Annotated in this window: 24 protein-coding genes; 21 read left to right on the top strand and 3 right to left on the bottom strand. The window is 61.1% G+C overall.

The genetic code is table 11. The annotated features are described in order from the left end of the window. The first annotated feature begins 183 nt into the window (after window positions 1-183). The 4 genes from BMY73_RS21840 to BMY73_RS21825 all read left to right on the top strand — a co-directional run bounded on the left by BMY73_RS21840 (window position 184) and on the right by BMY73_RS21825 (window position 3,202). On the top strand, window positions 184-1,194 hold the full coding sequence (locus tag BMY73_RS21840; protein ID WP_062379289.1) for a class 1 fructose-bisphosphatase: 1,011 nt from the start codon (window positions 184-186) through the stop codon (window positions 1,192-1,194). A 6-nt stretch (window positions 1,195-1,200) separates the two neighbouring features. Beyond that, window positions 1,201-1,803, top strand: coding sequence for a DUF924 family protein (locus BMY73_RS21835; protein ID WP_092409691.1), 603 nt, complete (start codon window positions 1,201-1,203; stop codon window positions 1,801-1,803). A 563-nt stretch (window positions 1,804-2,366) separates the two neighbouring features. Next, complete coding sequence (gene bamE / locus BMY73_RS21830; protein WP_062379292.1) at window positions 2,367-2,621, top strand: outer membrane protein assembly factor BamE domain-containing protein; 255 nt, start codon at window positions 2,367-2,369, stop codon at window positions 2,619-2,621. A gap of 35 nt (window positions 2,622-2,656) precedes the next feature. Beyond that, the gene (locus tag BMY73_RS21825) at window positions 2,657-3,202 is read left to right on the top strand and encodes a lipocalin family protein (RefSeq protein WP_371914992.1); all 546 of its coding nucleotides are present in this window, start codon (window positions 2,657-2,659) and stop codon (window positions 3,200-3,202) included. A 216-nt stretch (window positions 3,203-3,418) separates the two neighbouring features. Here the strand turns inward: BMY73_RS21825 and BMY73_RS21820 are convergent, their stop codons facing one another. Then, a complete protein-coding gene (locus BMY73_RS21820; RefSeq protein ID WP_092409687.1) occupies window positions 3,419-4,783 on the bottom strand; it encodes a formimidoylglutamate deiminase in 1,365 nt (454 codons plus the stop codon). Between the two features lie 196 nt (window positions 4,784-4,979). Here BMY73_RS21820 and hutC point away from each other — a divergent pair, with 196 nt between their 5' ends. From hutC to BMY73_RS21785, 7 genes are all read left to right on the top strand, one after another. Continuing rightward, window positions 4,980-5,690 (top strand): histidine utilization repressor, encoded by a 711-nt coding sequence (hutC, locus tag BMY73_RS21815; RefSeq protein ID WP_175500229.1) that lies wholly within the window; start codon window positions 4,980-4,982, stop codon window positions 5,688-5,690. Then, a complete protein-coding gene (locus tag BMY73_RS21810) occupies window positions 5,687-6,280 on the top strand; it encodes a HutD/Ves family protein (protein WP_092409685.1) in 594 nt (197 codons plus the stop codon). The genes hutC and BMY73_RS21810 overlap by 4 nt, the downstream gene beginning before the upstream one ends. 266 nt (window positions 6,281-6,546) lie before the next feature. Then, window positions 6,547-7,725 (top strand): Na+/H+ antiporter NhaA, encoded by a 1,179-nt coding sequence (gene nhaA, locus BMY73_RS21805; protein WP_092409683.1) that lies wholly within the window; start codon window positions 6,547-6,549, stop codon window positions 7,723-7,725. A gap of 123 nt (window positions 7,726-7,848) precedes the next feature. After that, window positions 7,849-8,379 (top strand): DUF3455 domain-containing protein, encoded by a 531-nt coding sequence (locus tag BMY73_RS21800; protein WP_092409681.1) that lies wholly within the window; start codon window positions 7,849-7,851, stop codon window positions 8,377-8,379. A 102-nt stretch (window positions 8,380-8,481) separates the two neighbouring features. Continuing rightward, window positions 8,482-9,048: a sigma-70 family RNA polymerase sigma factor gene (locus tag BMY73_RS21795; RefSeq protein WP_092409707.1), complete on the top strand. Its 567-nt coding sequence runs from the start codon at window positions 8,482-8,484 to the stop codon at window positions 9,046-9,048. Next, complete coding sequence (locus tag BMY73_RS21790) at window positions 9,045-9,782, top strand: anti-sigma factor (RefSeq protein WP_092409679.1); 738 nt, start codon at window positions 9,045-9,047, stop codon at window positions 9,780-9,782. The genes BMY73_RS21795 and BMY73_RS21790 overlap by 4 nt, the downstream gene beginning before the upstream one ends. Before the next feature lie 191 nt (window positions 9,783-9,973). After that, window positions 9,974-10,714, top strand: coding sequence for an anti-sigma factor (locus BMY73_RS21785; RefSeq protein WP_092409677.1), 741 nt, complete (start codon window positions 9,974-9,976; stop codon window positions 10,712-10,714). 40 nt (window positions 10,715-10,754) lie between these two features. Here the strand turns inward: BMY73_RS21785 and BMY73_RS21780 are convergent, their stop codons facing one another. Together BMY73_RS21780 and BMY73_RS21775 are read right to left on the bottom strand one after the other, a co-directional pair. Then, window positions 10,755-11,396 carry a DUF1109 domain-containing protein gene (locus BMY73_RS21780; RefSeq protein ID WP_092409675.1) on the bottom strand — a complete coding sequence of 214 codons (642 nt, stop codon included), beginning with the start codon at window positions 11,394-11,396 and terminating at the stop codon, window positions 10,755-10,757. Continuing rightward, window positions 11,393-11,977 (bottom strand): sigma-70 family RNA polymerase sigma factor, encoded by a 585-nt coding sequence (locus tag BMY73_RS21775; RefSeq protein WP_092409673.1) that lies wholly within the window; start codon window positions 11,975-11,977, stop codon window positions 11,393-11,395. Before BMY73_RS21775 ends, BMY73_RS21780 begins: the two co-directional genes overlap by 4 nt. Before the next feature lie 424 nt (window positions 11,978-12,401). Between BMY73_RS21775 and hutU the strand changes: the two genes are divergently transcribed. From hutU to hutG, 10 genes are all read left to right on the top strand, one after another. After that, window positions 12,402-14,096: a urocanate hydratase gene (gene hutU / locus BMY73_RS21770; RefSeq protein WP_092409671.1), complete on the top strand. Its 1,695-nt coding sequence runs from the start codon at window positions 12,402-12,404 to the stop codon at window positions 14,094-14,096. A gap of 174 nt (window positions 14,097-14,270) precedes the next feature. Beyond that, window positions 14,271-15,740, top strand: coding sequence for a purine-cytosine permease family protein (locus BMY73_RS21765; protein ID WP_092409669.1), 1,470 nt, complete (start codon window positions 14,271-14,273; stop codon window positions 15,738-15,740). Between the two features lie 125 nt (window positions 15,741-15,865). Continuing rightward, a complete protein-coding gene (locus BMY73_RS21760; protein WP_092409667.1) occupies window positions 15,866-16,831 on the top strand; it encodes an ABC transporter substrate-binding protein in 966 nt (321 codons plus the stop codon). A 185-nt stretch (window positions 16,832-17,016) separates the two neighbouring features. Beyond that, window positions 17,017-17,868 carry an ABC transporter permease gene (locus BMY73_RS21755; protein ID WP_092409665.1) on the top strand — a complete coding sequence of 284 codons (852 nt, stop codon included), beginning with the start codon at window positions 17,017-17,019 and terminating at the stop codon, window positions 17,866-17,868. Next, entirely contained in the window at window positions 17,865-18,695 is an 831-nt protein-coding gene (locus BMY73_RS21750; protein ID WP_092409663.1) for a quaternary amine ABC transporter ATP-binding protein, read from the top strand. The genes BMY73_RS21755 and BMY73_RS21750 overlap by 4 nt, the downstream gene beginning before the upstream one ends. Before the next feature lie 14 nt (window positions 18,696-18,709). Next, entirely contained in the window at window positions 18,710-20,344 is a 1,635-nt protein-coding gene (hutH, locus tag BMY73_RS21745; RefSeq protein WP_092409661.1) for a histidine ammonia-lyase, read from the top strand. Beyond that, window positions 20,341-21,891 (top strand): histidine ammonia-lyase, encoded by a 1,551-nt coding sequence (hutH, locus tag BMY73_RS21740; RefSeq protein WP_062379319.1) that lies wholly within the window; start codon window positions 20,341-20,343, stop codon window positions 21,889-21,891. The genes hutH (BMY73_RS21745) and hutH (BMY73_RS21740) overlap by 4 nt, the downstream gene beginning before the upstream one ends. A gap of 204 nt (window positions 21,892-22,095) precedes the next feature. Further along, window positions 22,096-23,490: an amino acid permease gene (locus tag BMY73_RS21735; protein WP_092409659.1), complete on the top strand. Its 1,395-nt coding sequence runs from the start codon at window positions 22,096-22,098 to the stop codon at window positions 23,488-23,490. Window positions 23,491-23,612: 122 nt separating this feature from the next. Then, window positions 23,613-24,818, top strand: coding sequence for an imidazolonepropionase (gene hutI / locus BMY73_RS21730; protein WP_092409657.1), 1,206 nt, complete (start codon window positions 23,613-23,615; stop codon window positions 24,816-24,818). 13 nt (window positions 24,819-24,831) lie between these two features. Further along, window positions 24,832-25,635 (top strand): N-formylglutamate deformylase, encoded by an 804-nt coding sequence (gene hutG / locus BMY73_RS21725; protein WP_092409655.1) that lies wholly within the window; start codon window positions 24,832-24,834, stop codon window positions 25,633-25,635. The last annotated feature ends 35 nt before the right edge of the window (window positions 25,636-25,670 follow it).

The following is a 25,670-nucleotide window of genomic DNA, read 5'->3' as shown; positions in this document are numbered from 1 at the left end:
GCTGGCTGAAGCGATCCCGGACCCGAAAAACGCAGAGAATGTACACCGTCTTGTCATTGTGGAGCGTTTACGATTCTGTAGCCCGTGAACTCAATCACTACCCAGTCGGTCTGACAGGCAGTATTAAGTCGCTACACGCGTTAAACTGTGCCCGTTTTTTATCCCCCTTCTTCGGAGCTCTCCATGTCCCGCGTTACCCTGAGTCGCTATCTGATTGAGCAGACCCGCAGCAACAACACTCCTGCCGATCTGCGCTTCCTTATCGAAGTGGTGGCGCGTGCGTGCAAGGAAATCAGCCATGCAGTCTCCAAAGGCGCCCTGGGTGGCGTGCTGGGCAGCATGGGTACTGAAAACGTCCAAGGCGAAGTGCAGAAGAAACTGGACGTGATGTCCAACGAAATCCTGCTCGAAGCCAACGAGTGGGGCGGTCACCTGGCTGGCATGGCGTCGGAAGAGATGGACAACGCCTACCAGATTCCTGGCAAATACCCGAAGGGTGCGTACCTCCTGGTGTTTGACCCACTGGACGGTTCTTCGAACATCGACATCAACGCCCCGGTCGGCACCATCTTCTCGGTATTGCGCTGCCCGAACGAATACCTGAGCCAGAACGAAGCACTGAACGAAAAAGCCTTTCTGCAGCCAGGCACGCAACAGGTGGCCGCCGGCTACGCGATCTATGGCCCGCAGACCATGCTGGTCCTGACGCTGGGCCACGGCGTCAAAGGTTTCACCCTGGACCGTGAGATGGGCAGTTTCGTCCTGAGCCACGAAGACATCCGCATTCCTGAAACCACACAGGAATTCGCCGTCAACATGTCCAACCAGCGTCACTGGGAAGCCCCGGTCAAGCGCTACGTCGAAGAACTGCTGGCCGGTGAAGAAGGCCCGCTGAAAAAGAACTACAACATGCGCTGGGTCGCGGCGATGGTTGCCGACGTACACCGCATCCTGACCCGTGGCGGCCTGTTCATGTACCCACGCGATGCTCGCGAGCCTTCCAAGCCGGGCAAGCTGCGTCTGATGTACGAAGCCAACCCGATGTCGTTCCTGGTGGAGCAAGCGGGCGGCGCGTCCACCGACGGCCATCAGCGCATTCTCGACATTCAGCCCGAAGGCCTGCACCAGCGTGTAGCGGTGTTCCTGGGTTCTAAAGAAGAAGTTGAACGCGCGACTTCGTATCACAAAGCGTAAGCCATCATGAGCGCGCCCTGGCTGCCGCTGTTGGACTGGTGGTTCGGTTCTGCCGAATCACCCGCCGAGACAGCCAAGGCAAAAAACAAACTCTGGTTCGGCAAGAAAAAATCCCAGGACACCGATGCGTTGCACCGCTTCGGTGGACTGGTCGAACAGGCCCTCCAGGGTGGGCTGTCCGAGTGGACCGAAACGCCCCAAGGCTGGCTGGCGCTAGTGTTGCTGCTCGATCAACTGCCGCGCATGATTTTTCGCGACTCACCCAAGGCTTATGCAGGCGACAGTCGGGCTCAGGCGCTGGTCAAACACGGCCTCAAGCTTGAGCGCGATCTGGCGCTGACGCCGATACAACGCACCTTTATCTATCTGGTGCTCGAGCACACCGAACAGCTGGACGCCCAGGACGAAGCCATCCGCCGCTTCACCGACCTTCTGCCGCTGCTGCCTTCGACCGACCGCGAATACTTTTGCCAGACGCTGGATTACGCGAAGAAACACCGCGCGGTGATCGAACGTTTCGGCCGCTTTCCGCATCGCAACGAGGTGTTGGGGCGTGAGTCCACAGCTGAGGAAATGGAGTTCCTGAAGGAGCGTGGATCGCGGTTCTAGGCCCACGGACGTTCAGCTTCTTGCCGAAGGCCTCTGCTCAGAATCAAACGCGCTTTCGCAGTCCGCTGCTGACCGAAGAGTGTAGGAGCGTGGCTTGTCCCGCGATCTGCCGGGAACCGGCAGCAAATCCTGTGCACTCGATGTGCCTGAAACGGCCAAGTCGCCTGAGTTTACTACCGGGAACCGGCAGCAAGACCTGGGCATGCGGAGTGTCAGGCATAACCGAATCGTCTGGGTTTGCTGCCGCTTCGCGGCAGATCGCGGGCAAGCGCGCTCCTACGCCTGTGGCAGAAGCAGATCTGCGTAGGACATCACATATCCTTCAGCAGAAGCGGACCTGTGTCGGCAGCACCGCTTTTGCCTGGAGGACGAGCAAGCTTGCTCCGGCCTACGGCCAGAATCAAAAGCACGCTGCGGGCGATGCCGATGTCGGCATGCGCGATCCACGTCGTTACGGAACCAGATCCGCCCTTTTCTCTTCTAAGCTTTCGGCATCACGCCAGTGTATGCGCCCACGGTGTGTCACTGTGACGTCGCCCCCTCTCGATTCAGGAGCTTCACCCATGTCTTTGCGCTCTCTTATGTTGCTGTCGTTTTGCGTGCTGCTGGCCGCATGCAGCAAAATCAATCAGGAAAACTATTCGAAAATCTCGGCGGGCATGTCCAAGGCCGAGATCGAGCAACTGCTCGGCAGCCCGACCGAGTGCTCGGGAGCACTGGGGATGTCGAGCTGCACGTGGGGCGATCAAAAGACGTTCATCAGCGTTCAATACGCCGCCGACAAAGTGGTTCTGTATTCGGGTCAGGGGCTCAAATGACAATCTCACGCATGATCCGCGCAGGTGCCCTGGCGATGGCAGCGTTGTGGCTGACAGCGTGTTCTTCGACGCCAGGAGAATCGATGGCGCCGAGAACCGAGGACCATGTGGACCTGAAGCGTTATCAGGGCACATGGTACGAACTGGCGCGACTGCCGATGTTTTTCCAGCGCAACTGCGCACAATCCGAGGCGCACTACACGCTCAAACCCGACGGGAACATTGCCGTAACCAACCGCTGCCGGACGATGGAAGGCAAGTGGGAGGAAGCCACGGGTACTGCGTCGCCTCAGGTCGAAGGCAAGACCGACAAGCTGTGGGTTGTGTTCGATAACTGGTTCTCACGGCTGCTGCCCGGGGTTGCGAAAGGCAATTACTGGGTGCTCGACGTCAGCGACGACTACAAGCTCGCGATCGTCGGCAACCCGAACCGTAAATACCTGTGGCTGCTGTCGCGCACGGCGCATGTCGATGACAAGACCCGCAACGAGCTGCTGATGAAGGCGCAGCAACAGGGGTATGACACCACCCGGTTGATCTGGCGGGTGGAGGACTCGAAGATCGCCAAGCCCGTTCAATAGCGCCACGTCCCTGTAGGAGCGCGCTTGGTATGGGCCGCATCCAGACGATTGCGGTGCGTCAGGCGATACATTCGTCACAGACGGTCCGCGATTCGCGGGCAAGCGCGCTCCTACACAAGCGACTGCGATGCATCAGGCAATGTGATGTCGACCGGCAGACCGCAATTTCGAGCAAGCGCGCGCCTACAGGTTATTCATCCCCGTCAATCCGGCGACTCAACCCAACAAGTCCCGCAATACCTGCGCAAACGCCCTGCTGCTCTCGGCCTCATCGGCGTGTCGACCGTCGCGGATCACCCAACGACCGTTGACCATCACGTCACGTACCTGCCGATCGCTGCCACCGAACAGCCAACGATTGAGGATCGCGTCGCCTGACGCCGTGGCCAGGTACGGATCGTTGCCATCCAGGACCAACCAATCCGCGCGCTTGCCGACTTCCAGCGCACCTGTCGGCTGCCCCATCGCCTGAGCCCCGCCAAGCAGCGCAGCGTCGTACAGGGTGCGGCCTACCATCGGCTGGTCCGGCCGATACAGACGATTCCGGCGTTGGTCGCGTAAACGCTGGCCATACTCCAGCCAGCGCAGTTCCTCGACGACGCTCAACGAAACATGGCTGTCGGATCCAATGCCCCAGCGGCCGCCTTGCGTGATGTAATCGACCGCCGGAAAGATACCGTCGCCCAGGTTGGCTTCAGTCGTCAGGCACAGCCCGGCCACTGCACCGCTTTTAGCCATCGAAGCGACTTCATCGGTCTCGGCGTGGGTCGCATGCACCAGACACCAGCGCTCATCGACCGCCACATTGTCGTACAGCCATTGCAAGGGCCGACGCCCGCTCCAGGCCAGGCAGTCGTCGACTTCTTTCTGCTGCTCGGCGATATGGATATGAACCGGGCACTGCGTGTCGCTGGCCGCCATCACATCGCTGATCTGTTGCGGCGTGACCGCACGCAGCGAGTGAAAGCACAGGCCCAGCGCTTGGGCCGGCTGTGCATCGATAAGGGGTTTCAAGCGTGATTGCAGATCGAGATAGCCATCGGTGCTGTTGATGAAGCGACGCTGACCTTCATTCGGGGCAAGCCCGCCAAACCCGGAGTGCGTGTACAGCACAGGCAACAGCGTCATGCCAATCCCGACCGAGGCGGCCGCCTGACTGACCTGCAACGCCAGTTCCGCCGGGTTTGCATACGGCTGGCCGGTCGTGTTCTGGTGGACGTAGTGAAATTCCGCCACCGAGGTAAAGCCGCCTTTGAGCATTTCGATGTACAACTGGCGCGCGATAACGCCCAGTTGCTCCGGGCTGATCTGCCCGACAAGGCGATACATCAGGTCACGCCAGGTCCAGAAACTGTCGTTCGGGTTGCCCGCCACTTCCGCAAGGCCGGCCATCGCGCGCTGGAAGGCGTGGGAGTGCAGGTTTGGCATGCCCGGCACCACTGGACCGTTGATCAGTTCAGCGCCATGACGCTCAGCATCGGTCTGGACGTGGGCCAACAAGCCATCGGCGCCAACCTCGAAACGCACGTTATTGGCCCAACCAGCAGGCAATAACGCTCGTTCGGCAAAGAAAACGGACATTACTTCGCACCCTTCGCGTGAAATTGTCTATACATATACAGACGTTTGTCTGCCCGGTAAACTGCGACAAGCTTGTCGTAGAACGTTTAAATGGTTAGCGTGAGCGCCACACGACGCCGTTAGCCTTCGTCTTTTACGCTATAACAAGGATTTTTCTGTGCCGACTCCGCCTGCCAATTCTCCGCTGGCCGCCCAGATGGGTGACAGTCCGGCGCCGCTTTACGCCCGCGTGAAGCAGATGATCACTCAGCAGATTCAGAACGGAACCTGGCCGCCGCATCATCGCGTGCCGTCCGAAAGCGAACTGGTGACTCAGTTGGGCTTCAGCCGCATGACCATCAACCGTGCTCTGCGCGAGATGACCGCCGAGGGCATGCTTGTGCGCATGCAAGGCGTGGGCACGTTCGTCGCCGAACCCAAGACCCAGTCCGCGCTGTTCGAAGTCCACAATATCGCCGATGAAATCGCCGCGCGCGGCCATACGCACACGTGCCAGGTGATCATCCTCTGCGAAGAAGCGGCGGGCTCGGAGCGCGCGCTGGCGCTGGACATGCGTGAGGGTCAGCGCGTGTTTCATTCATTGATCGTGCATTTCGAAAATGACATTCCCGTGCAAATCGAGGACCGTTTCGTCAATGCCCTGGTCGCGCCGGATTATTTGCAGCAGGATTTCACCCTGCAGACGCCGTACGCGTACCTCAATCAGGTCGCTCCGCTGACAGAAGGCGAGCACGTGGTGGAGGCCATTCTGGCCGAGCCTGACGAGTGCAAGCTGCTGCAAATCGAGAGAGGCGAACCGTGCCTGCTGGTGCGTCGTCGCACCTGGTCAGGGCGTCAGCCGGTGACCGCCGCGCGCCTGATTCACCCTGGCTCGCGCCATCGCCTGGAAGGACGTTTCAGCAAATGACCCAACTGACTGTTCTGCGCGCCGTCGACTATGTACGCATGCCCTGGAAAAACGGCGGCGGCAGCACCGAAGAAATCACTCGCGATTCGGGCGACGGGCTGGACGGTTTCGGGTGGCGACTGTCGATTGCCGACATCGGTGAGTCCGGTGGGTTTTCGGTGTTTGCCGGATACTTGCGCATCATTACGGTGCTGCAAGGTGCCGGCATGACGCTGAACATCGATGGCCAGGACAGCGAGCCTTTGCTCGTGTCGGATCCGTTCGCCTTCAGCGGCGACAGTCAGGTGTCCTGCACCTTGGTGGACGGCCCGATTCGCGACTTCAACCTGATCTACTCGCCCACCCGCTACCGCGCTCGCCTGCAATGGATCGACGTGCTACAGCCACAACGCTTCTTCAGTTCAGCCAACGTGTTCCTGGTGTTCAGCGCAGCCGAACAAATGGCTGCCAACGTCGGCGAACACCCGCCGCAACTGCTCGAACGCCATGATTGCCTGCAACTGGATAACACGGAGGGTGCGCTGCTGGAAGTCGTGCTCTACGCGCCCCGCGCAAGCCGCTGCTGCGTGATCGAACTGACCGCGATCTGAGCAACACGTGGCTCGCCCGTGATCAAGGCAACGCCCTGTAGGAGCGTGGCTTGTCCCGCGATCTGTCGCGAAGCGGCAGTAAAAACTGCCGATGCGATCCGTCAGATACGACCAAGGCGCCTGATTTTACTGCCGGTGCCCGGCAGATCGCGGGACAAGGTGGAGCGCCACCCCGGCAGCTCCCACGCCTTCGGCAGAAGCGAGTCCGCACCGCGTCATACCACCTGTGTTAATTTGCGTTCTTTTTCACCTGCACAGGGACGCCGATGACGACGCACAACAACCAGAAAGAAAGCCCGCGAGCCCTCGCCATTCTTGCCAGTTTCCTCGCGTCGGAATCCGCTGGCGGCATCGTACTAATGGGGGCTGCGCTCGCCGCGATCATCGTTGCAAACTCACCTATGGCGTCCTTCTACTTCGCCGCGCTGCACAGCGTGTGGGGCGGGTTGTCGATCGAGCTGTGGATCAACGATGGCTTGATGGCGATCTTCTTCCTGATGGTCGGGCTGGAAATCAAACGTGAGGTTCTGGCCGGAGGCCTGGCCAGCTGGGGGCAGCGCGCACTGCCCGGTTTCGCGGCGGCAGGCGGCATGCTGATACCCGCGTTGATCTACGTTGGCATCAATCGGGGCAACGCCGAAACACTGAGCGGTTGGGCCATTCCGGCGGCCACTGACATTGCGTTCGCCCTGGGCGTACTGTCGCTGTTGGGGAAGCGGGTTCCTACGTCGCTGAAAGTCTTTCTGGCCGCACTGGCCATTCTTGACGACCTTGGCGCGGTCACCATCATCGCGCTGTTCTACAGCACCGGCCTGAACCTGCCGATGCTGGGCGCCTCCTTCGCCACACTGGCAGTCCTGATCATCATGAACCGCATGGGCGTACAGCGCCTGCTGCCGTATCTGCTGCTGGGCCTGCTGCTATGGTTCTTCGTTTTGCAGTCAGGCGTACATGCCACGCTGGCGGGGGTTGCGCTGGCACTTTGCATTCCGTTGGGGACACGCCGGGAAGAAGCACGCTCTCCGTTACTGTTCCTCGAAGAGAAGATGCACTACTGGGTCGCGTTCGCCGTGGTGCCCGTCTTCGGGTTCGCCAATGCGGGCGTGTCGTTGTCCGGCATCACACTGGGCAATCTGGTTGATCCGGTGCCGCTCGGCGTCGCTCTGGGTCTGTTCGTCGGTAAGCAAGTCGGTGTATTCATCGCCGCCATGCTGGCGATTCGATCAGGCCTGGCCACGTTGCCCGAGGGCAGCAATTGGACACAGATGTACGGCGTGGCGTTGCTGTGCGGCATCGGCTTCACCATGAGCCTGTTCATTGGCAACCTGGCGTTCCCCGGCTTACCGCATCTGATCGATGAGGTGAAAGTAGGCGTTCTGATGGGCTCGATTCTGTCCGCAGTGGTGGGCGTGCTGTTGCTGCGCAGCCGGTTGTGTCGGCCTTGAGGAGCCGGAAATTCAGTTAGCGCAAAATTATTTTCAACCCGCTGCATCCAGTCGTTCTTCTGGCGGGTAGTACAGACAGCAGCACGTGCTGCCGTACTGAATACCCCCCCAGGAGAAACTGCGATGAATGCTAAAAACTGCCTGCGACTGGCCACCAGCACCCTCACCCTGGCCTGTGTCACCTCTGTATTTGCCCAAGCCGAACTGCCCGACAGCATCAAAGTCCCTGACGGCCATAAAGTCAGCATGCAAACGACGGGCGTCGGCGAAATCACCTACGAGTGCAAAGCCAAAGCCAACAGTGCCACGGAAACGGAATGGGTATTCGTCGGCCCCAAAGCGGTTCTCAATGACCGCAGCGGCAAGCAAGTCGGCACCTACTTCGGTCCGCCAGCGACCTGGGAAGCCAAAGACGGGTCGAAGGTAACGGGCACCCAATTGGCCGTTGCCCCCTCCGGCGCGGGCAACCTCCCCTACCAGTTGGTCAAAGCCAACCCTGCAGAAGGCAAAGGCGCCATGACCGGCGTCACCTACATCCAGCGCGTTGCGCTCAAAGGTGGCGTTGCACCTTCCAGCAGCTGCACCCAAGCCAACCAAGGCGCCAAGGAAGTGGTGAAGTACCAGGCTGACTACATTTTCTGGGCCAGTAACTGATCGCTGGCGATTCCGTATCCTGCGCAGGAAGTGGTCTATGCTGCTGCGCAGGAGCCCCGAATCAGGTTCGTGGACGGCGTATTTTTTTCATGGCTGATTAATTTGTCCGCACCTCAGACACCCTTTGACTACGAAGCAGCGTTGCATGCCTGCGCCCGCGGTGAGCGGTCGGCGCTGCAACGGCTTTACGAGCAGGAAAGCCCTCGTTTACTCGGCGTTGTGCAACGTATCGTGAGCGATCGTGCACGCGCGGAAGACATCGTGCACGACGCTTTCATCAAGATCTGGAGCGGCGCTGCGGGCTTCGACGCCACACGTGGCAGCGCTCGAGGCTGGATGTTCACCGTGGCGCGGCACCTGGCGCTCAACAGTGTGCGCAACAGCGCGCGGGAAGTGTCGATGGACGACGACAGCGATAGCGACAGTCACGTTCAGACACCGCTTGAAGGTTGGCAGGAGATGGGCGACGCATTCGATTGGCGCGTGAACCCGGGGCGGGTCTATACCTGCCTTGAACAATTGGAGCCGGTGCGCCGCAACTGTATTTTTCATGCCTACGTCGACGGCTACTCACATCAGCAGATTGCACGGAAACTGGGGGCACCGTTGGGCACGGTGAAAGCCTGGATCAAACGCAGCCTGGCCTCGTTGCGGGAGTGCATCGGATGAACGAAAAACCTGGCACCCCGCCAGATGACGATGTCCACGCTCTGGCCGGTGAGTATGTGCTGGGCACACTGGATGCTGAGCAACGCGCAGAGGTTCAAAGGCGCCTTGAACAGGAGGCCGATTTGCGCAAGGCGGTGGACGATTGGGAGATCCGCTTGCTGGCACTCACAGACCTGGCGAAACCCATTGTTCCGAGTGCGTCGCTCTGGAACCGGATCGAACAATCCCTCGACTCGATGTCCGCAGCACCCGGAACGCAGGCTTCATCAACACACGATCGAATCACACGCTGGTGGGACAGCCTCAATCTGTGGCGCAGCGTTGCAGGATTCGGCATCGCCGCGTCGGTCGTGCTGGCGGCGGTGCTGGTGACCCAGCAGCCCACCAAACCACTGCCGTCTTATCTGGTGGTGCTCGTCGCCCCTCAAGACAAGGCGCCTGGCTGGGTCATTCAGGCCAACAATAGCCGTGACATTCAGCTGATCCCGTTGAGTGAAACATCCATACCCGATGACAAGGCGCTGCAGTTCTGGACCAAAGCCGACGACTGGAAGGGCCCTGTATCTCTAGGGCTGGTGAAACCCGGCCAGGTACTGAGCGTACCGCTGGACTCCCTGCCACCTCTGCAGCCAAACCAATTGTTCGAGCTGACCCTCGAAAGATCCACGGGTTCGCCGATCAACAAGCCAACGGGGCCGATTCAGTTCATCGGGCGCGCGGTCAAGGTCATCTGAAGGTGCTCCCTTAAACCGCTGGCATGTGCGCACCGATGTCGAAAAATCGCCCCCGTGCGTCGTAACAGTGTGTTTCAGGATTGCATCGGCGGTTATTCTCATCAGCAATCGCACACGTCTTCGGGTGCGCCGTCGGGCACGGTGAACGCCTGCATCGAGCGCAGGCCTGCTGCGCTGCGGGAGTGGCTTGGATGAGTGAAAAACAAGACAAGATTCCTGAAATGGACGTACAGACCCTCGCTGGCGAGTACGTCCTGGGAACCCTGAACGCGCAACAACGGGCCGAGGTGCAGCAGCGCTTGCTGCACGATGCGGCGCTTCGCAAGGCCATAGACGGCTGGCGGTCGCGGCTGCTGACCCTGACCGAAATGGCCGAGCCCGCCACGCCCCCTCCCCGCTTGTGGCAGCGTGTCGAGCGTCATCTGGGTGGCGTGTCGTTTATTCCGACGGCGGGCAAATCCCAGCGCAGAAAACGTCGGACCAGCACGTGGGACAATGCCGGCCTCTGGCGCATGCTGGCCGGCCTCGGTCTGGCGGTTTCGGTGATTTCGACCACACAACTGCTTGGCCAGGTGCCGAACCCACCGGCACCGGCGTATCTGTCGGTGCTGTCCACGCCCGACAGCAACCACGCCGGCTGGGTGGTTCAGGCCAGCAACTTGCGCGGGATCGAGCTGGTGCCTGTGGACAAGTCCGACGTGCCACCGCCCGGCAAGGTGCTGCAGTTCTGGACTCAGGCCGACGATTGGGAAGGCCCGATCTCTCTGGGGCTCGTCGCTCCCGGGCAAACGCTGAAAGTGCCGACTGACCGGTTGCCGCCGCTGCAACCCAACCAACTGTTCGAACTGTCGCTCGAAAAAGCCGGAGGCTCGCCGACCAACAAGCCGAGCGGCCCGATCCAGTTCGCAGGACGAGCGGTCAAAGCGGGCTAAGACGATCCGGGCAACGAAAACCGTTGAATTGGCTCCCGCATTACCACCTCAACGCACGGGGCCCGATCAGCGCGCCGATCACGGTGGAGAGCAACAACCCCAACAGGTACCACACGCCCCAGAACGGAATTTCCATTTCCGGACAATGCAGGCAATAGGCGATCGTCGCCAGCGAACCGGCAAGCAACCCACCGCACGCGCCCGCCAGGCGAAGCCGGGTCGGCGCCATGCTGCGCAAGGCCCAGAAGATCGAGATAAAACCGGGAATCGCCAGCAGCGTGATGTTGAACGCACAGGTGCGCCAGGTCTTGCCGAAAATCATCGCCACCCGCGTGTCCGGCTCAGCCTGAAACAAGGCGTACAGGCCCGCCACCCAGACAACCGATACACCGGCACTGACTACCCAGCGTCCCGAGCCTGCGCTCATCCCTGGCCTGGCCAGACGCGTGACCATCCACAGCGAACCGATGGCCAGGCAAAACGGCAATGCGACCTTGCCCCAGAACAGCGGGGTTCGGGCCACGACGGCCAGATCGGGACGGGCGCCAAAAACGGCCAGCATCATCAGCAGCGAACCCAGCGCAGCCACGACCACGGCCAGACTGAAACGCTTGGCAAGCTGCCCGCGATCTACCGGCGTGACGCCGCCGGCGAGCATCGAAATCAGGTCATCTGTTTTCATTGTGTACCTCGTATGCGCGCCGCCAGCGCCTTGAGGCCGCGATGCACGCCAATCTTGACGGCGGATTCGGAAAGCCCCGTCATCTTCGCTGTTTCAGTCACCGACAGCCCTTCCAGCTTCACGTGCATGATCGGCAAACGCTGACGGTCCGGCAGCTCACCGAGCAGCTTGCTCAGATCGCGACTGGCCTGGGCAGGCTCAAGCTCGGGTTCGGCGAACAGCTCGGCGGTGTCGTCCAGCGAATCGTTGAACACATCGCCCCGCGAACGGGCTCGAAAAAAGTCGGTGAGTTTATAGCGGGCAATCGCAAAAACCCAAGCCGTCAGAGGCTGATCCATACGGTACGTGTGGCGGCCATTGTGAATGGCCAGTAACACTTCCTGAAGCAGATCCTCGATTTCGCCTGGCTGGCGCTGCAGCCGCCCTCTTAAATACCCGCGTAAATGGGTACTCAACTCCGAGAGGAATGTTCGGTACGCACGCCCGTCCCCGTCCTGCCCTGCGACGAACAACGATTTCAGGTGCATCTCCCGGTTGCGCAAAGCCGCATTGTGCGCAGCGTGATCAGTAATTCGGTCCATCGCTCGCCCTGGTTACACCTGCGGTGAAATATTTTTATGAATGCCGGCGCAGTAGATGCCATATGGCCGCCACAAACAATTCAACTTTCTGTTACCGATTGCACCTTCGTAGGGCGCGCGCCCCCTAAAGTAACAATTCTGTCCGGCAATTCACGGTGCAGCCTGTAACCCCGCCAGTCCATCAATCTAGCTCAAGGCAGACCAGACGTAGCTTTCCAGCCTTTTCACAGGGGTAACCGACGAGTTGGCCCTATGGTTGCATATGCTTGTATGTACAAGTAAACATGAGTGTGCAGAAGCGCTGGTAGCCCCCGCCTGGAGACACCGACAGCGGCACCCGATCTGCTAAACCCATATTCCGCCTGTTCGACACAGGCACCCTCAGCCCAGTGCCTGGGCCGGATTGATCATCGAGGATTGTGACGTGACGACTGACAACACCCCCCCAGTTCAGCATTGGACCAAGCGCCGCGACGTAGAAATCCGCGCTGCCCGTGGCACCCAACTGACCGCCAAAAGCTGGCTGACCGAAGCGCCGCTGCGGATGTTGATGAACAACCTCGACCCGGATGTCGCCGAGAACCCGAACGAACTGGTGGTCTATGGCGGCATTGGCCGCGCAGCGCGGAACTGGGAGTGCTACGACAAGATCGTCGAGAGCCTGACCCACCTGAACGACGACGAGACCCTGCTGGTGCAGTCCGGCAAGCCGGTCGGCGTCTTCAAGACCCACAGCAATGCTCCCCGCGTGCTGATCGCCAACTCCAACCTTGTCCCGCATTGGGCCAGTTGGGAACACTTCAATGAGCTGGATGCCAAGGGCCTGGCCATGTACGGCCAGATGACCGCCGGCAGCTGGATCTACATCGGCAGCCAGGGCATCGTTCAGGGCACCTACGAAACCTTCGTCGAGGCCGGTCGCCAGCATTACAACGGCAGCCTCAAAGGCAAGTGGGTCCTGACCGCAGGTCTGGGTGGCATGGGTGGCGCACAACCATTGGCCGCCACCCTGGCTGGCGCATGCTCGCTGAACATCGAATGCCAGCAAAGCCGCATCGACTTCCGCCTGAAAAGCCGCTACGTCGACGAACAAGCCAGCGACCTCGACGACGCGCTGGCCCGCATCGAGAAGTACACCGCCGAAGGCAAGGCGATCTCCATCGCGCTGCTGGGCAATGCGGCTGAAATCCTTCCCGAACTGGTCAAGCGTGGCGTGCGCCCGGACATGGTGACCGACCAGACCAGCGCCCACGACCCGCTCAACGGCTACCTGCCGGCAGGCTGGACCTGGGAGCAGTACCGTGAGCGTGCCGCCACCGAACCGGCTGCTGTGGTCAAAGCCGCCAAGCAGTCGATGGCCAAACACGTTGAGGCGATGCTGGCGTTCCAGAAACAAGGCATCCCGACCTTCGACTACGGCAACAACATCCGTCAAATGGCCAAAGAAGAAGGCGTGAGCAACGCATTCGACTTCCCGGGCTTCGTGCCTGCTTATATCCGCCCACTGTTCTGCCGTGGCATCGGTCCGTTCCGCTGGGCCGCGTTGTCGGGCAACCCGGAAGACATTTACAAGACCGACGCCAAGGTCAAGGAGCTGATCCCGGACGACGATCACCTGCACAACTGGCTGGACATGGCGCGCGAACGCATCAGTTTCCAGGGTCTGCCGGCCCGAATTTGCTGGGTCGGCCTGGGCCAACGCGCCAAGCTGGGCCTGGCGTTCAACGAAATGGTCCGTCGTGGTGAGCTGTCGGCACCGGTCGTGATCGGTCGTGACCACCTGGACTCCGGCTCGGTGGCAAGTCCGAATCGCGAGACTGAATCCATGCGCGATGGCTCCGATGCCGTGTCTGACTGGCCCCTGCTTAACGCCTTGCTCAACACCGCGAGTGGCGCGACCTGGGTGTCGTTGCACCACGGCGGCGGCGTCGGCATGGGGTTCTCGCAGCACTCGGGCATGGTCATCGTCTGTGACGGGACCGACGAGGCGGCCGAGCGCATCGCCCGCGTGCTGCACAACGACCCGGCGACCGGCGTCATGCGCCACGCCGATGCGGGTTACCAGATCGCGATCGACTGCGCCAAAGAGCAGGGCCTGAACCTGCCGATGATTGATTGACAGGCAAAGGGTGTAGGAACGCGCTTGCCCGCGACAAGGGCCGAAGGACTTCCACGCGATTTTTCGCCTGGCCCATTGGGGCGGCAGTGAGATTGATCGCGGGCAAGCGCGCTCCTACAGGATTTCTCGGTCACCCGTATGCATACCAACACTCGCTTCAGGGGAATGTTTGAGATGGCTGTTCCAGATGATCGTGCTGCACCCTCTTCCGTGATCGAAAGGCGTTCGATCGACTACATCCCTGACGCGGAAAGACATGGCCGTCTGTTCAGTCAATTCACCCTCTGGCTGGGTGCGAACCTGCAAATCACTGCCATTGTGACCGGGGCGCTGGCCGTGGTGCTGGGCGGCGATGTGTTCTGGTCGCTGATCGGTCTGTTCGTCGGTCAGTTGCTGGGCGGTGGCGTCATGGCGCTGCACGCGGCACAAGGCCCGAAACTGGGCCTGCCACAAATGATTTCCAGTCGAGTGCAATTCGGCGTCTACGGGGCAGTAATCCCGCTGGTGCTGGTGTGCCTGATGTACATCGGCTTTTCCGCCAGCGGCTCGTTGCTGGCCGGGCAAGCCGTCGCTCAGTTGATACACGTCCCGGACTGGCAAGGCATCGTGATGTTCGCCGCCGCCATCGTCATCCTGACCATCTTCGGCTACCGGGTCATTCATATGATCGGCCGGGTTGCCAGTGTCATCGGCGTGATCGCGTTCATCTACCTGTTCGGCGCCCTGCTGGCCGGTAACGACGTCGGCGCTCTGCTGGGCAACAAACACTTTTCGCTGAGCAGTTTCCTGCTGGCGATTTCCCTCTCGGCCTCCTGGCAGATCGCGTTCGGCCCCTATGTCGCTGACTATTCGCGCTACCTGCCGCGCAGCACGTCGGCAAGCAAGACGTTCTGGGCCGTGGGATTGGGTTCAGTGATCGGTGCGCAGGCGTCCATGGTGTTCGGGGTGTTTGCAGCGGCGCTGGCCGGCAAGAACTTCGCTCACCATGAAGTCTCGTACATCGTCGGCCTGGGCGGCACAGGCGCTGTCGCGGCGGCGCTGTATTTCAGCATCGCTTTCGGCAAGGTCACTATCACCACGCTCAACGCTTACGGCAGCTTCATGTCGATCGCCACCATCGTCAGCGGCTTTCGGGGCAACCGCCACATTTCCAGCGCACTGCGCCTGACCTACATCTTTGCGATGGTCGGCATCGCCACTGCGCTGGCATTGTTGGGCAAGGACTCGTTCCTCAAGGATTTCTCGGCGTTCATCCTGTTCCTGCTGGCGTTCTTCACGCCGTGGAGCGCGATCAACCTCGTCGACTTCTACTGCATCACCAAAGAGCGCTACGACATCCCGGCACTCTCCAACCCGGATGGGCGGTACGGCCGCTGGAACGGGACCGGCATTGGCATCTACGTGATTGGCGTGTTGATTCAAATGCCGTTCATCTCGACGCATTTCTACACCGGACCTCTGGTCGCCCGTCTGGATGACACGGATATCTCGTGGATCATCGGCCTTGTGGTACCGGCCGCGCTGTATTACGTCGCCGCGAAGACGTGGCCCGGCAAGATCGCCGATCGTTTGATCCTGCCCACCGAGCAGGAGACGCCCCAGGCACGGGTCAATGGTGTGCCCACTGGAACAGCGATGAACTGACGGCCGCTGATGCACGTCTGTTTAAGCTGGAGTGAAGCGGGACGGGACCACCCAGTGTCCATCCCATCGGCAGGATGCCACTTGCTTACTGCCGTAATCCAACTCAAGACCAGGAGCGTCTCACGATGAAAACCAACAAGGCCCTGCTATCCACGCTGCTGACAGTGGGCGTGCTTGCCAGCGGCGCCAGTCAGGCGGCGGGATGGTGCGAGTCCGGCAAACCGGTGAAATTCGCCGGCTTGAACTGGGAAAGCGCCATGCTGCTGACGGACGTGCTGCAAGTCGTTCTGAACAAGGGCTACGGCTGTGAAGTGGACAGCTTGCCCGGCAACTCCATCACCATGGAGAACGCCCTGAGCACCAACGACATCCAGATCTTTGCAGAAGAATGGGTCGGGCGCAGCGAGGTCTGGAACAAGGCCGAAGCAGCGGGCAAAGTGGTCGGCGTCGGCGCACCGGTCAAAGGCGCCGTTGAAGGCTGGTACGTGCCGCGTTACGTGATCGAGGGCGACGCCAAGCGCAAGCTGGAAGCCAAGGCGCCGGACCTGAAGTCCATCGCCGATCTGGGCAAATACGCCGCGCTGTTCAAGGATGCGGAAGAACCTGAAAAAGGGCGTTTTTACAACTGCCCGGCAGGCTGGACGTGCGAGCTGGAAAACAGCGAGATGCTGAAAAGCTACGGTCTGGAAGACAAGTTCACCAACTTCCGCCCAGGCACCGGCCCGGCGCTGGATGCGGCGATTCTGTCCAGCTACAAGCGTGGCGAGCCGATTCTGGCGTATTACTGGTCCCCGACACCGCTGATGGGACAGGTGGACATGGTGCGCCTGGAGGAGAAGCCCGGCGTGAGCAAGACCATCGACATCAAGGTAGGCCTGTCCAAAGTCTTTCACGATCAGGCACCCGAGCTGGTCGCTGTCATGGAAAAGGTCAACATCCCGATCGACTTGCTGAACCAGAACCTGGCCCGCATGACCAAGGACCGCATCGAGTCGCCAAAACTGGCGAAGATCTTCCTCAAGGAACATCCTGAAGTCTGGCACCAGTGGGTCAGCGAAGACGCTGCCAGGAAGGTTGATGCGTCACTCTGACGGGCAGCGTTGCCTGTAGGAGCGTGGCTTGTCCCGCGAACTGGCGCGAAGCGGCAGTAAATCTGTAAATGCGGCCTGTCAGGCAGATCACATTGGCAGGTTTTACGACGGGTACCCCGCCGATCGCGGGACAAGCCTCGCTCCTACAGACGTTGAGCGAACACTTCATAGATCGAGACACGCTTATGTTCCCCGAAAGCTTCACGTTCTCCATCGCCGACTGGGTCAACGACTGGGTCGACAAGCTGGTCACCAACTACGGCGATGTGTTCCGGCACATCTCCGACACGCTGCTGTGGGCCATCGTCAAACTCGAAGGACTGCTGCGCGTAGCGCCCTGGTGGCTATTGCTGGCGATCGTCGGCCTCATCGCCTGGCACGCGACACGCAAGATAACCACCACGGCCATCATCATCGGCCTGCTGTTCCTGGTCGGCGCGGTCGGGCTGTGGGACAAGCTGATGCAGACTTTGGCCCTGATGCTGGTCGCCACCTTCATATCGGTGCTCATCGGCGTGCCGTTGGGGATTCTTTCTGCACGCAGCAACCGCCTGCGCGCGGTCCTGATGCCGCTGCTCGACATCATGCAAACCATGCCCAGCTTCGTGTACCTGATTCCGGTGCTGATGCTGTTCGGCCTGGGCAAGGTTCCGGCGATTTTCGCCACGGTCATCTATGCCGCACCGCCGCTGATTCGTCTGACTGACCTGGGGATTCGCCAGGTGGACGGCGAAGTCATGGAAGCGATCAACGCATTCGGCGCCAACCGTTGGCAGCAACTGTTCGGCGTGCAACTGCCGCTTGCCTTGCCGAGCATCATGGCCGGTGTCAACCAAACCACCATGATGGCCCTGTCGATGGTGGTCATTGCCTCGATGATCGGCGCACGCGGCCTGGGCGAAGACGTGCTGGTGGGGATTCAGACCCTCAACGTCGGTCGTGGTCTGGAGGCGGGTCTGGCCATTGTCATTCTCGCGGTCGTGATTGACCGCATCACGCAGGCCTATGGCCGTCCACGGCATGAGGCGAGCAAATGATGAGCACAGAACCCAACAAGATCGTCGTCAAAAACGTCTACAAAATCTTCGGCAACCGCGCCAAGGATGCGCTGGCGATGGTCCGGCAGAATCAAAGCAAGGATCAGGTGCTGGCGAAGACCGGCTGCGTCGTCGGCGTGAACGACTTGTCGCTGTCCATCGGCAGCGGCGAAATCTTCGTCATCATGGGCCTGTCCGGTTCTGGCAAATCCACGCTGGTGCGTCACTTCAATCGCCTGATCGACCCGACCAGCGGAGAGATTCTGGTCGACGGCGAGAACATCCTGAACTACGACATGGAAGCGCTGCGCAACTTTCGCCGGCACAAGATCAGCATGGTGTTCCAGAGTTTCGGCCTGCTGCCGCACAAGACCGTGATGGACAACGTGGCCTACGGCCTGACGGTACGCGGAGAGAGCAAGGCGCAGTGTGCCGAGCGCGCCCAACACTGGGTGACCACGGTGGGCCTGAAGGGCTATGAGAAGAAGTACCCGCATCAACTGTCTGGCGGCATGCGTCAGAGGGTCGGACTGGCCCGGGCACTGGCTGCGGACACCGACATCATTCTCATGGACGAAGCGTTCAGCGCGCTCGATCCGTTGATTCGCGCCGAGATGCAGGACCAGTTGCTGGAACTGCAATCGACACTGAAGAAAACCATCGTGTTCATCACCCACGACCTCGACGAAGCCGTGCGGATCGGCAACCGCATCGCCATCCTCAAGGACGGCCGGTTGATTCAGGTCGGAACCCCGAAAGAAATCCTCTACTCGCCTGCCGACGACTACGTTGATCGTTTCGTCCAGCGGCGCGTGGCGACCCTTTAAGGACGGTTGCAGTCATGTCGCGAGCAGAACAGATCATCATCGGCGATCGGCTGGTCACCTGGCAGGATGTCACTGCCGTGGCCCGTCACGGCGCCCGTCTGGCGCTGTCGGACAGCGCCTGGGCGCGTATCGACAATGCACAGGCCATCGTGCAGCGCATCGTCACCAACGGCGAGCGCGCCTACGGCGTGAACACCGGCCTGGGCGCGCTGTGCAACGTGTCGCTGGAGGGCGAGCAATTGAGTCGCCTGTCGCGCAACACGCTGCTCAGTCACGCATGCGGTGTGGGTGCTGTACTGCCCGATGAGCAGACTCGCGCGATCATCTGCGCCGCGATCATCAACTACAGCCAGGGAAAATCGGGGATTCACCGCCAGGTGGTCGAAGCGCTGATCGCCCTGCTCAACCGCCGCATCACGCCACAGGTGCCGTCTCAGGGGTCGGTGGGTTACCTCACGCACATGGCGCACATTGGTATCGCGCTACTGGGCGTCGGCCAGGTGAGTTATCGCGGTCAGGTCATCTCCGCGCTGCAAGCCCTGAGTGAAGAAGGCCTGAGCCCGGTCGAGCTGGGCGCCAAGGACGGGCTGTGCCTGGTCAACGGTACGCCGTGCATGACTGGCCTCAGTTGCCTGGCGATTGCCGACGTGAACCGCCTGATGCAGTGGGCGGATGTGATCAGCGCCATGACGTTCGAGGGCCTGCGCGGCCAGCTCGACGCCTTCGACGAGGACATCATCGCGCTCAAGCCGCACCCGGGCATGCAGCAGGTCGGCAAGAACCTGCGCGGCCTGCTGGCAGGCAGTGAAGTGCTCGCCAACAGCAAGGGCATCCGCACGCAGGACGCCTTGAGCATCCGGTCAATTCCGCAGGTCCACGGTGCAACCCGCGACCAACTCACCCACGCCACGCGGCAAATCGAAACCGAGCTCAATTCGGCCACCGACAACCCGTTACTGCTGGGCACCCCGGACGCTTACCGGGTGGTGTCTCAAGCGAACCCCCACGGCCAGTCCGTCGCGATGGCGGCCGACCTGCTTGCCATCGCCATGGCTGAACTGGGCTCGATTGCCGAACGGCGTCTGGATCGCCTGATCAACCCGACCGTCAGCGGACTGCCGGCTTTTCTGGTGAGCCAGCCGGGCGTCAACTCCGGGATGATGATCGTGCAGTACGTCGCCGCCTCTCTGTGCGCTGAAAACCGCCAACTGGCGCAACCGGCTGTCATTGACAACTACGTGACGTCCGGCTTGCAGGAAGATCATCTGAGCATGGGCACCAGCGCCGCCCTGAAGCTGCACAAGGTGCTGGAGAACGTCACGCAAATCCTCGCCATCGAGTACCTGCTGGCGGCTCAGGCGTTCGAGTTCTTCAAAGGCCCACGCTTCGGCGTCGGCACCGAGGCAGCGTGGCGTTTGCTGCGCGAGCGCGTGCCGGCCTATGACGAAGATCGCTGGCTGGCCCCGGACATCGCCAGCAGCGTGACGCTGCTCAAGAACGAAGAGTCTTTGGAAACCGTATTCCAGGTCTGCCGCGACCACGCGCAGGCACACAACAACAGTCGCAGCCCGAGCGCCACAAACGCAGAACAGGCAGGAGCCAGTTCAAGGCACACGACCGACATCAACGAAGGAGTAGCAGCATCGTGACCGATACCCAACAGGCGACCCCGCTGAACCTGATCCCCGGCCAGTTGACCCTGGCGCAACTGCGCGCGATCTATCAGCAACCCGTGACCCTCACGCTGGACGCCAGCGCCGATCAGCAGATCGACAACAGCGTGGCGTGCGTGGAGCAGATCCTGGCCGAGAACCGCACCGCCTACGGCATCAACACCGGCTTTGGCCTGCTGGCGTCGACCCGCATTGCCAGCGCCGACCTGGAAAACCTTCAGCGTTCGCTGGTGCTCTCGCATGCGGCTGGCGTCGGGGTACCGATTAGCGATGAGCTGGTGCGCCTGATCATGGTGCTCAAGGTCAACAGCCTGAGCCGGGGGTTTTCCGGCATTCGTCGTCAGGTCATCGATGCGCTGATCGCCCTGATCAACGCCGAGGTCTATCCGCACATTCCGCTCAAGGGCTCGGTCGGTGCGTCCGGTGACCTGGCACCGCTGGCACACATGTCACTGGTGCTGCTGGGCGAAGGCAAGGCGCGTTACAAGGGCCAATGGCTGAACGCGGTGGAAGCACTGGCCGTCGCCGGTCTCGCACCGCTGACGCTGGCGGCCAAGGAAGGTCTGGCGCTGCTCAACGGCACTCAGGTCTCGACCGCCTACGCGCTGCGTGGCCTGTTTGAAGCCGAAGACCTGTTCGCGGGCGCCTTGAGCTGCGGCGCGCTGACGGTTGAAGCGGTTCTTGGTTCACGCGCACCGTTCGACCCACGTATTCATGCCGCCCGTGGTCAACGCGGTCAGATCGACGCCGCTGCGGCCTACCGTGATTTGCTGGGGGACGGCAGCGAAGTGTCCGAATCCCATCGCGACTGCGACAAGGTCCAGGACCCTTACTCCCTGCGTTGCCAGCCACAGGTCATGGGCGCTTGCCTGACTCAGTTGCGTCAGGCGGCTGAAGTGCTGGCCATCGAATCCAACGCCGTGTCGGATAACCCGTTGGTGTTCGCGGCGGAAGGCGAAGTCATTTCGGGCGGTAACTTCCACGCCGAGCCTGTGGCCATGGCCGCTGACAATATTGCGCTTGCCATTGCTGAAATCGGCTCGCTGAGCGAACGCCGCATCTCGCTGATGATGGACAAACACATGTCGCAACTGCCGCCGTTCCTGGTGGCCAACGGCGGCGTGAACTCCGGCTTCATGATCGCTCAGGTGACCGCGGCGGCCCTGGCGAGCGAGAACAAGGCGCTGGCTCATCCCCACAGCGTCGACAGCCTGCCCACTTCAGCCAACCAGGAAGACCATGTCTCGATGGCCCCGGCTGCCGGCAAGCGCCTTTGGGAAATGGCAGAGAACACACGAGGCGTGCTGGCTGTAGAATGGCTGGCTGCGTGTCAGGGCCTGGACCTGCGCAACGGCCTGAAAACCTCTCAAAAACTGGAAATTGCCCGCACCACCCTGCGCGGCAAAGTACCGTTCTACGAAAAAGACCGTTTCTTCGCGCCAGACATCGAAGCCGCCACTGATTTGTTGGCTTCGAACTGCCTGAGCGAGCTGGTTTCTGCTGATCTGCTGCCGAGTTTCTGATCGGTGACAGGCCAGGAGGGCCTGTCGTTGGAATGAGGGTGAAGGCATGACGCTGTTCCTTTGTAGGAGCGCGCTTGCCCGCGATTGCGGTGGATCAGACATGAATGCATTGGCTGACACGCTGCAATCGCGGGCAAGCGCGCTCCTACAGGGACCTGTGTCCCACCTTCGTTTCACAGCAAAGAAAGACTAGGAAAGTGTGAAATGAAACCGCAAAACGCAACAGATCTGAAACGCGGGCTCAGCGCTCGTCACATCCGCTTCATGGCGCTGGGGTCGGCCATCGGTACCGGGCTGTTCTACGGCTCGGCCTCGGCGATCAAACTCGCAGGACCCGCCGTCCTGCTCGTTTACCTCATCGCGGGCGCCATGGTGTACATGGTCATGCGCGCCCTCGGCGAAATGGCCGTGCGCAATCCGGTGTCAGGCTCTTTTGGCCAGTACGCCACGACGTATCTGGGTCCGCTGGCAGGCTTCGTCCTGGGCTGGACCTATGCTTTCGAGATGATCATCGTCTGCCTGGCCGATGTCACCGCCTTCGGCATTTACATGGGCTTCTGGTTTCCCGACGTCCCGCGCTGGATCTGGGTACTGGGCATCGTGTTCCTGATCGGCGCGCTCAACCTTTGCAGTGTCAAAGTCTTTGGCGAACTTGAATTCTGGCTGTCGCTGCTCAAGGTCGGCGCCATCATTGCGATGATTCTGGCGGGCTTCGGCATCATGCTGTTTGGCATCGGTTCGGCATCTGGCGAATCCGTCAGCCACGTCAGCAATCTGTGGACCCAGGGCGGCTTCATGCCCAATGGCATCGGCGGCCTGGTGGCGTCGCTGGCGGTGGTGATGTTCGCCTTCGGTGGCATCGAAATCATTGGCGTCGCAGCCGGTGAAGCGCGCAATCCGGAGCGCGTGATTCCCCGTGCGATCAACGCTGTGCCGCTGCGCATTCTGCTGTTTTACGTGTTGACGCTGTTCGTGCTGATGTCGCTGTATCCGTGGCACCAGATTGGCGATCAGGGCAGCCCGTTCGTCCAGATTTTCGACCATCTGGGGATTTCCTCCGCTGCGATCATCCTCAACATCGTAGTGATCTCTGCGGCCGTGTCGGCGATCAACAGCGACATCTTCGGTGCTGGACGCATGATGTACGGCCTGGCGAAACAGGGGCAGGCCCCCGCAGGCTTCGCGCAATTGTCGGCCAATGGCGTACCGTGGATGACCGTGCTAGTGATGGGGGCAGCCCTGCTCTGCGGCGTGGTGTTGAACTACCTGATCCCGGAAAACGTGTTCCTGCTGATTGCGTCCATCGCGACCTTTGCCACGGTCTGGGTGTGGCTGATGATTCTGGTCACGCAAATCGCCATGCGCCGCTCGATGAGCGCCGAAGACGTCGCGCAGCTCAAGTTCCCGGTGCCGTTCTGGCCGGTGGCTCCGATTATCGCGACGGCATTTATGGTGTTCGTGTTCGGGGTGCTGGGGTATTTCCCGGACACCCAGCCGGCATTGGTCGTCGGGGCCGTGTGGATCGTGCTGCTGGTGATTGCTTACGCTGTGTGGGTAAAGCCCAGGCAGATGATCAATGCGGGATCGAACGGCCAATGAATAACCTGTGGGAGTGAGCTTGCTCGCGAATGCCGGGTTCCATCCCCAGAAATCATGGCGGATGTACTGGCCTCTTCGCGAGCAAGCTCACTCCCACAGAATGTGAATCTCTGGAGGTATTGATGAAAACGCTCTGGCATCACTGTCACGTCGCAAGCATGGCGAACGGCGCCTATTCGATCATCGAGGACGCCGCCATCGTGACCGACGGCGCGCACATCGTCTGGATCGGTCCGCGCGCCGAAGTGCCGGATCAGGGCGACATCAACACCGTGGATTTGAATGGCGCGTGGGTCACACCCGGCCTGATCGACTGCCACACCCACACCGTTTTCGGCGGCAATCGCAGCGGTGAATTCGAGCAGCGTCTGCAGGGTGTCAGTTACGCAGACATCGCGGCGGCAGGCGGCGGCATCGCCAGCACTGTGCGCGCCACACGAGCCGCCAGTGAAGAGGAGCTTTTCGCCAGCGCCCAGCGCCGTTTGCTGCAACTGCTCAAGGACGGCGTGACCACCGTGGAAATCAAATCCGGCTACGGTCTGGACCTCGCCAGCGAGCGCAAGATGCTTCGCGTAGGGCGCAGGCTTGGCGAACAACTGCCCGTGACGGTGCGCAACACCTGCCTTGCGGCTCACGCGCTGCCGCCGGAATACAAGGATCGCGCCGACGATTACATCGCCCACATCTGCAGTGACATGCTGCCCGCGCTGGCAGCGGAAAACCTGGTGGATGCGGTCGATGCCTTCTGCGAATACCTGGCCTTCTCGACCGAACAGGTCGAGCAGGTGTTCATCACGGCGGGGCAACTCGGTCTGCCCGTGAAACTGCATGCCGAACAATTGTCATCGCTGCACGGGTCGAGTCTGGCGGCGCGTTATCAAGCGCTGTCCGCTGACCATCTGGAGTTCATGACCGAAGAAGACGCCATCGCCATGGCCGCTGCTGGAACGGTAGCCGTGCTGTTGCCGGGGGCCTTCTATTTTCTGCGGGAAACCCAACTGCCGCCGATGGACGCCTTGCGCAAGCACGGCGTGAAGATCGCCATCGCCACCGACCTCAACCCCGGCACCTCGCCAGGCCTGTCACTGCGACTGATGCTGAACATGGCCTGCACGCTCTTTCGCATGACGCCGGAGGAAGCACTGGCGGGCGCCACGACCCACGCCGCCAGGGCATTGGGCATGGTCGACACCCACGGCTCGCTGGAAGCCGGCAAGGTCGCGGACTTTGTCGCCTGGAACATCGAACGCCCCGCCGATCTGGCGTACTGGCTCGGCGGCGATCTTGAAAAACGCGTCGTGCGCCACGGCGTCGAGAGCACCTTTTAATCGGGAGACTACTGTGGACAAGGTTCTGAGTTTCACTCGCGGTCGTGTACCGCTGCTGATCAGCATGCCGCACCCAGGCTTGAACCTGACGCCGACCGTGCGTGACGGTCTGGTGGACGAGGCCGTCAGCCTGCCGGACACTGACTGGCATATCCCGCGGCTCTACGACTTCGCCCATGACCTGGGCGCCAGCGTGTTGTCTGCCGAATATTCGCGCTTCGTTATCGACCTCAATCGCCCATCCGACGACAAGCCGCTGTACGCCGGCGCCACCACCGGGTTGTACCCGTCGACGCTGTTCGAGGGTGATCCGTTATTCAAGGAAGGCAAAACGCCGAGCCAGGAAGAGCGCGCGACGTACCTGGAGCAAATCTGGACGCCGTACCACGACACGCTGCGCAACGAGCTGGAGCGTCTGCGTGACGAGTTCGGCTATGCCCTGCTGTTTGATGCGCACTCGATTCGCGGGCACATCCCGCACCTGTTCGAAGGTCGGCTGCCGGACTTCAACCTGGGCACTTTCAGCGGCGCCAGTTGCGACGCATCGCTGGCCCACCGCCTGGAAGCCACCTGCGCCGCCGCCAAGCGCTACAGCCATGTGCTGAACGGCCGCTTCAAGGGCGGCCACATCACCCGTCATTACGGCAATCCGGCGGAACACATCCACGCCGTGCAACTGGAGCTGACGCAAAGCACGTACATGGAAGAGTTCGTCCCCTTCCACTACCGCCCGGACCTGGCAGAGCCCACCCGTGAGGTATTGAAAGCATTGCTGGAAGGCATGATCGCCTGGGGACGCGAGACGTACGGGAAGTAAGTGCGATCACTCCAATTTTGAGGGCAGTCCGCTCT

The organism is Pseudomonas sp. NFACC02 (genome assembly GCF_900110765.1).
GTDB lineage: Bacteria > Pseudomonadota > Gammaproteobacteria > Pseudomonadales > Pseudomonadaceae > Aquipseudomonas.
The sequence above is the reverse complement of the archived record's forward strand: the minus strand, read 5'-3'. Positions and strand labels throughout refer to the sequence as shown.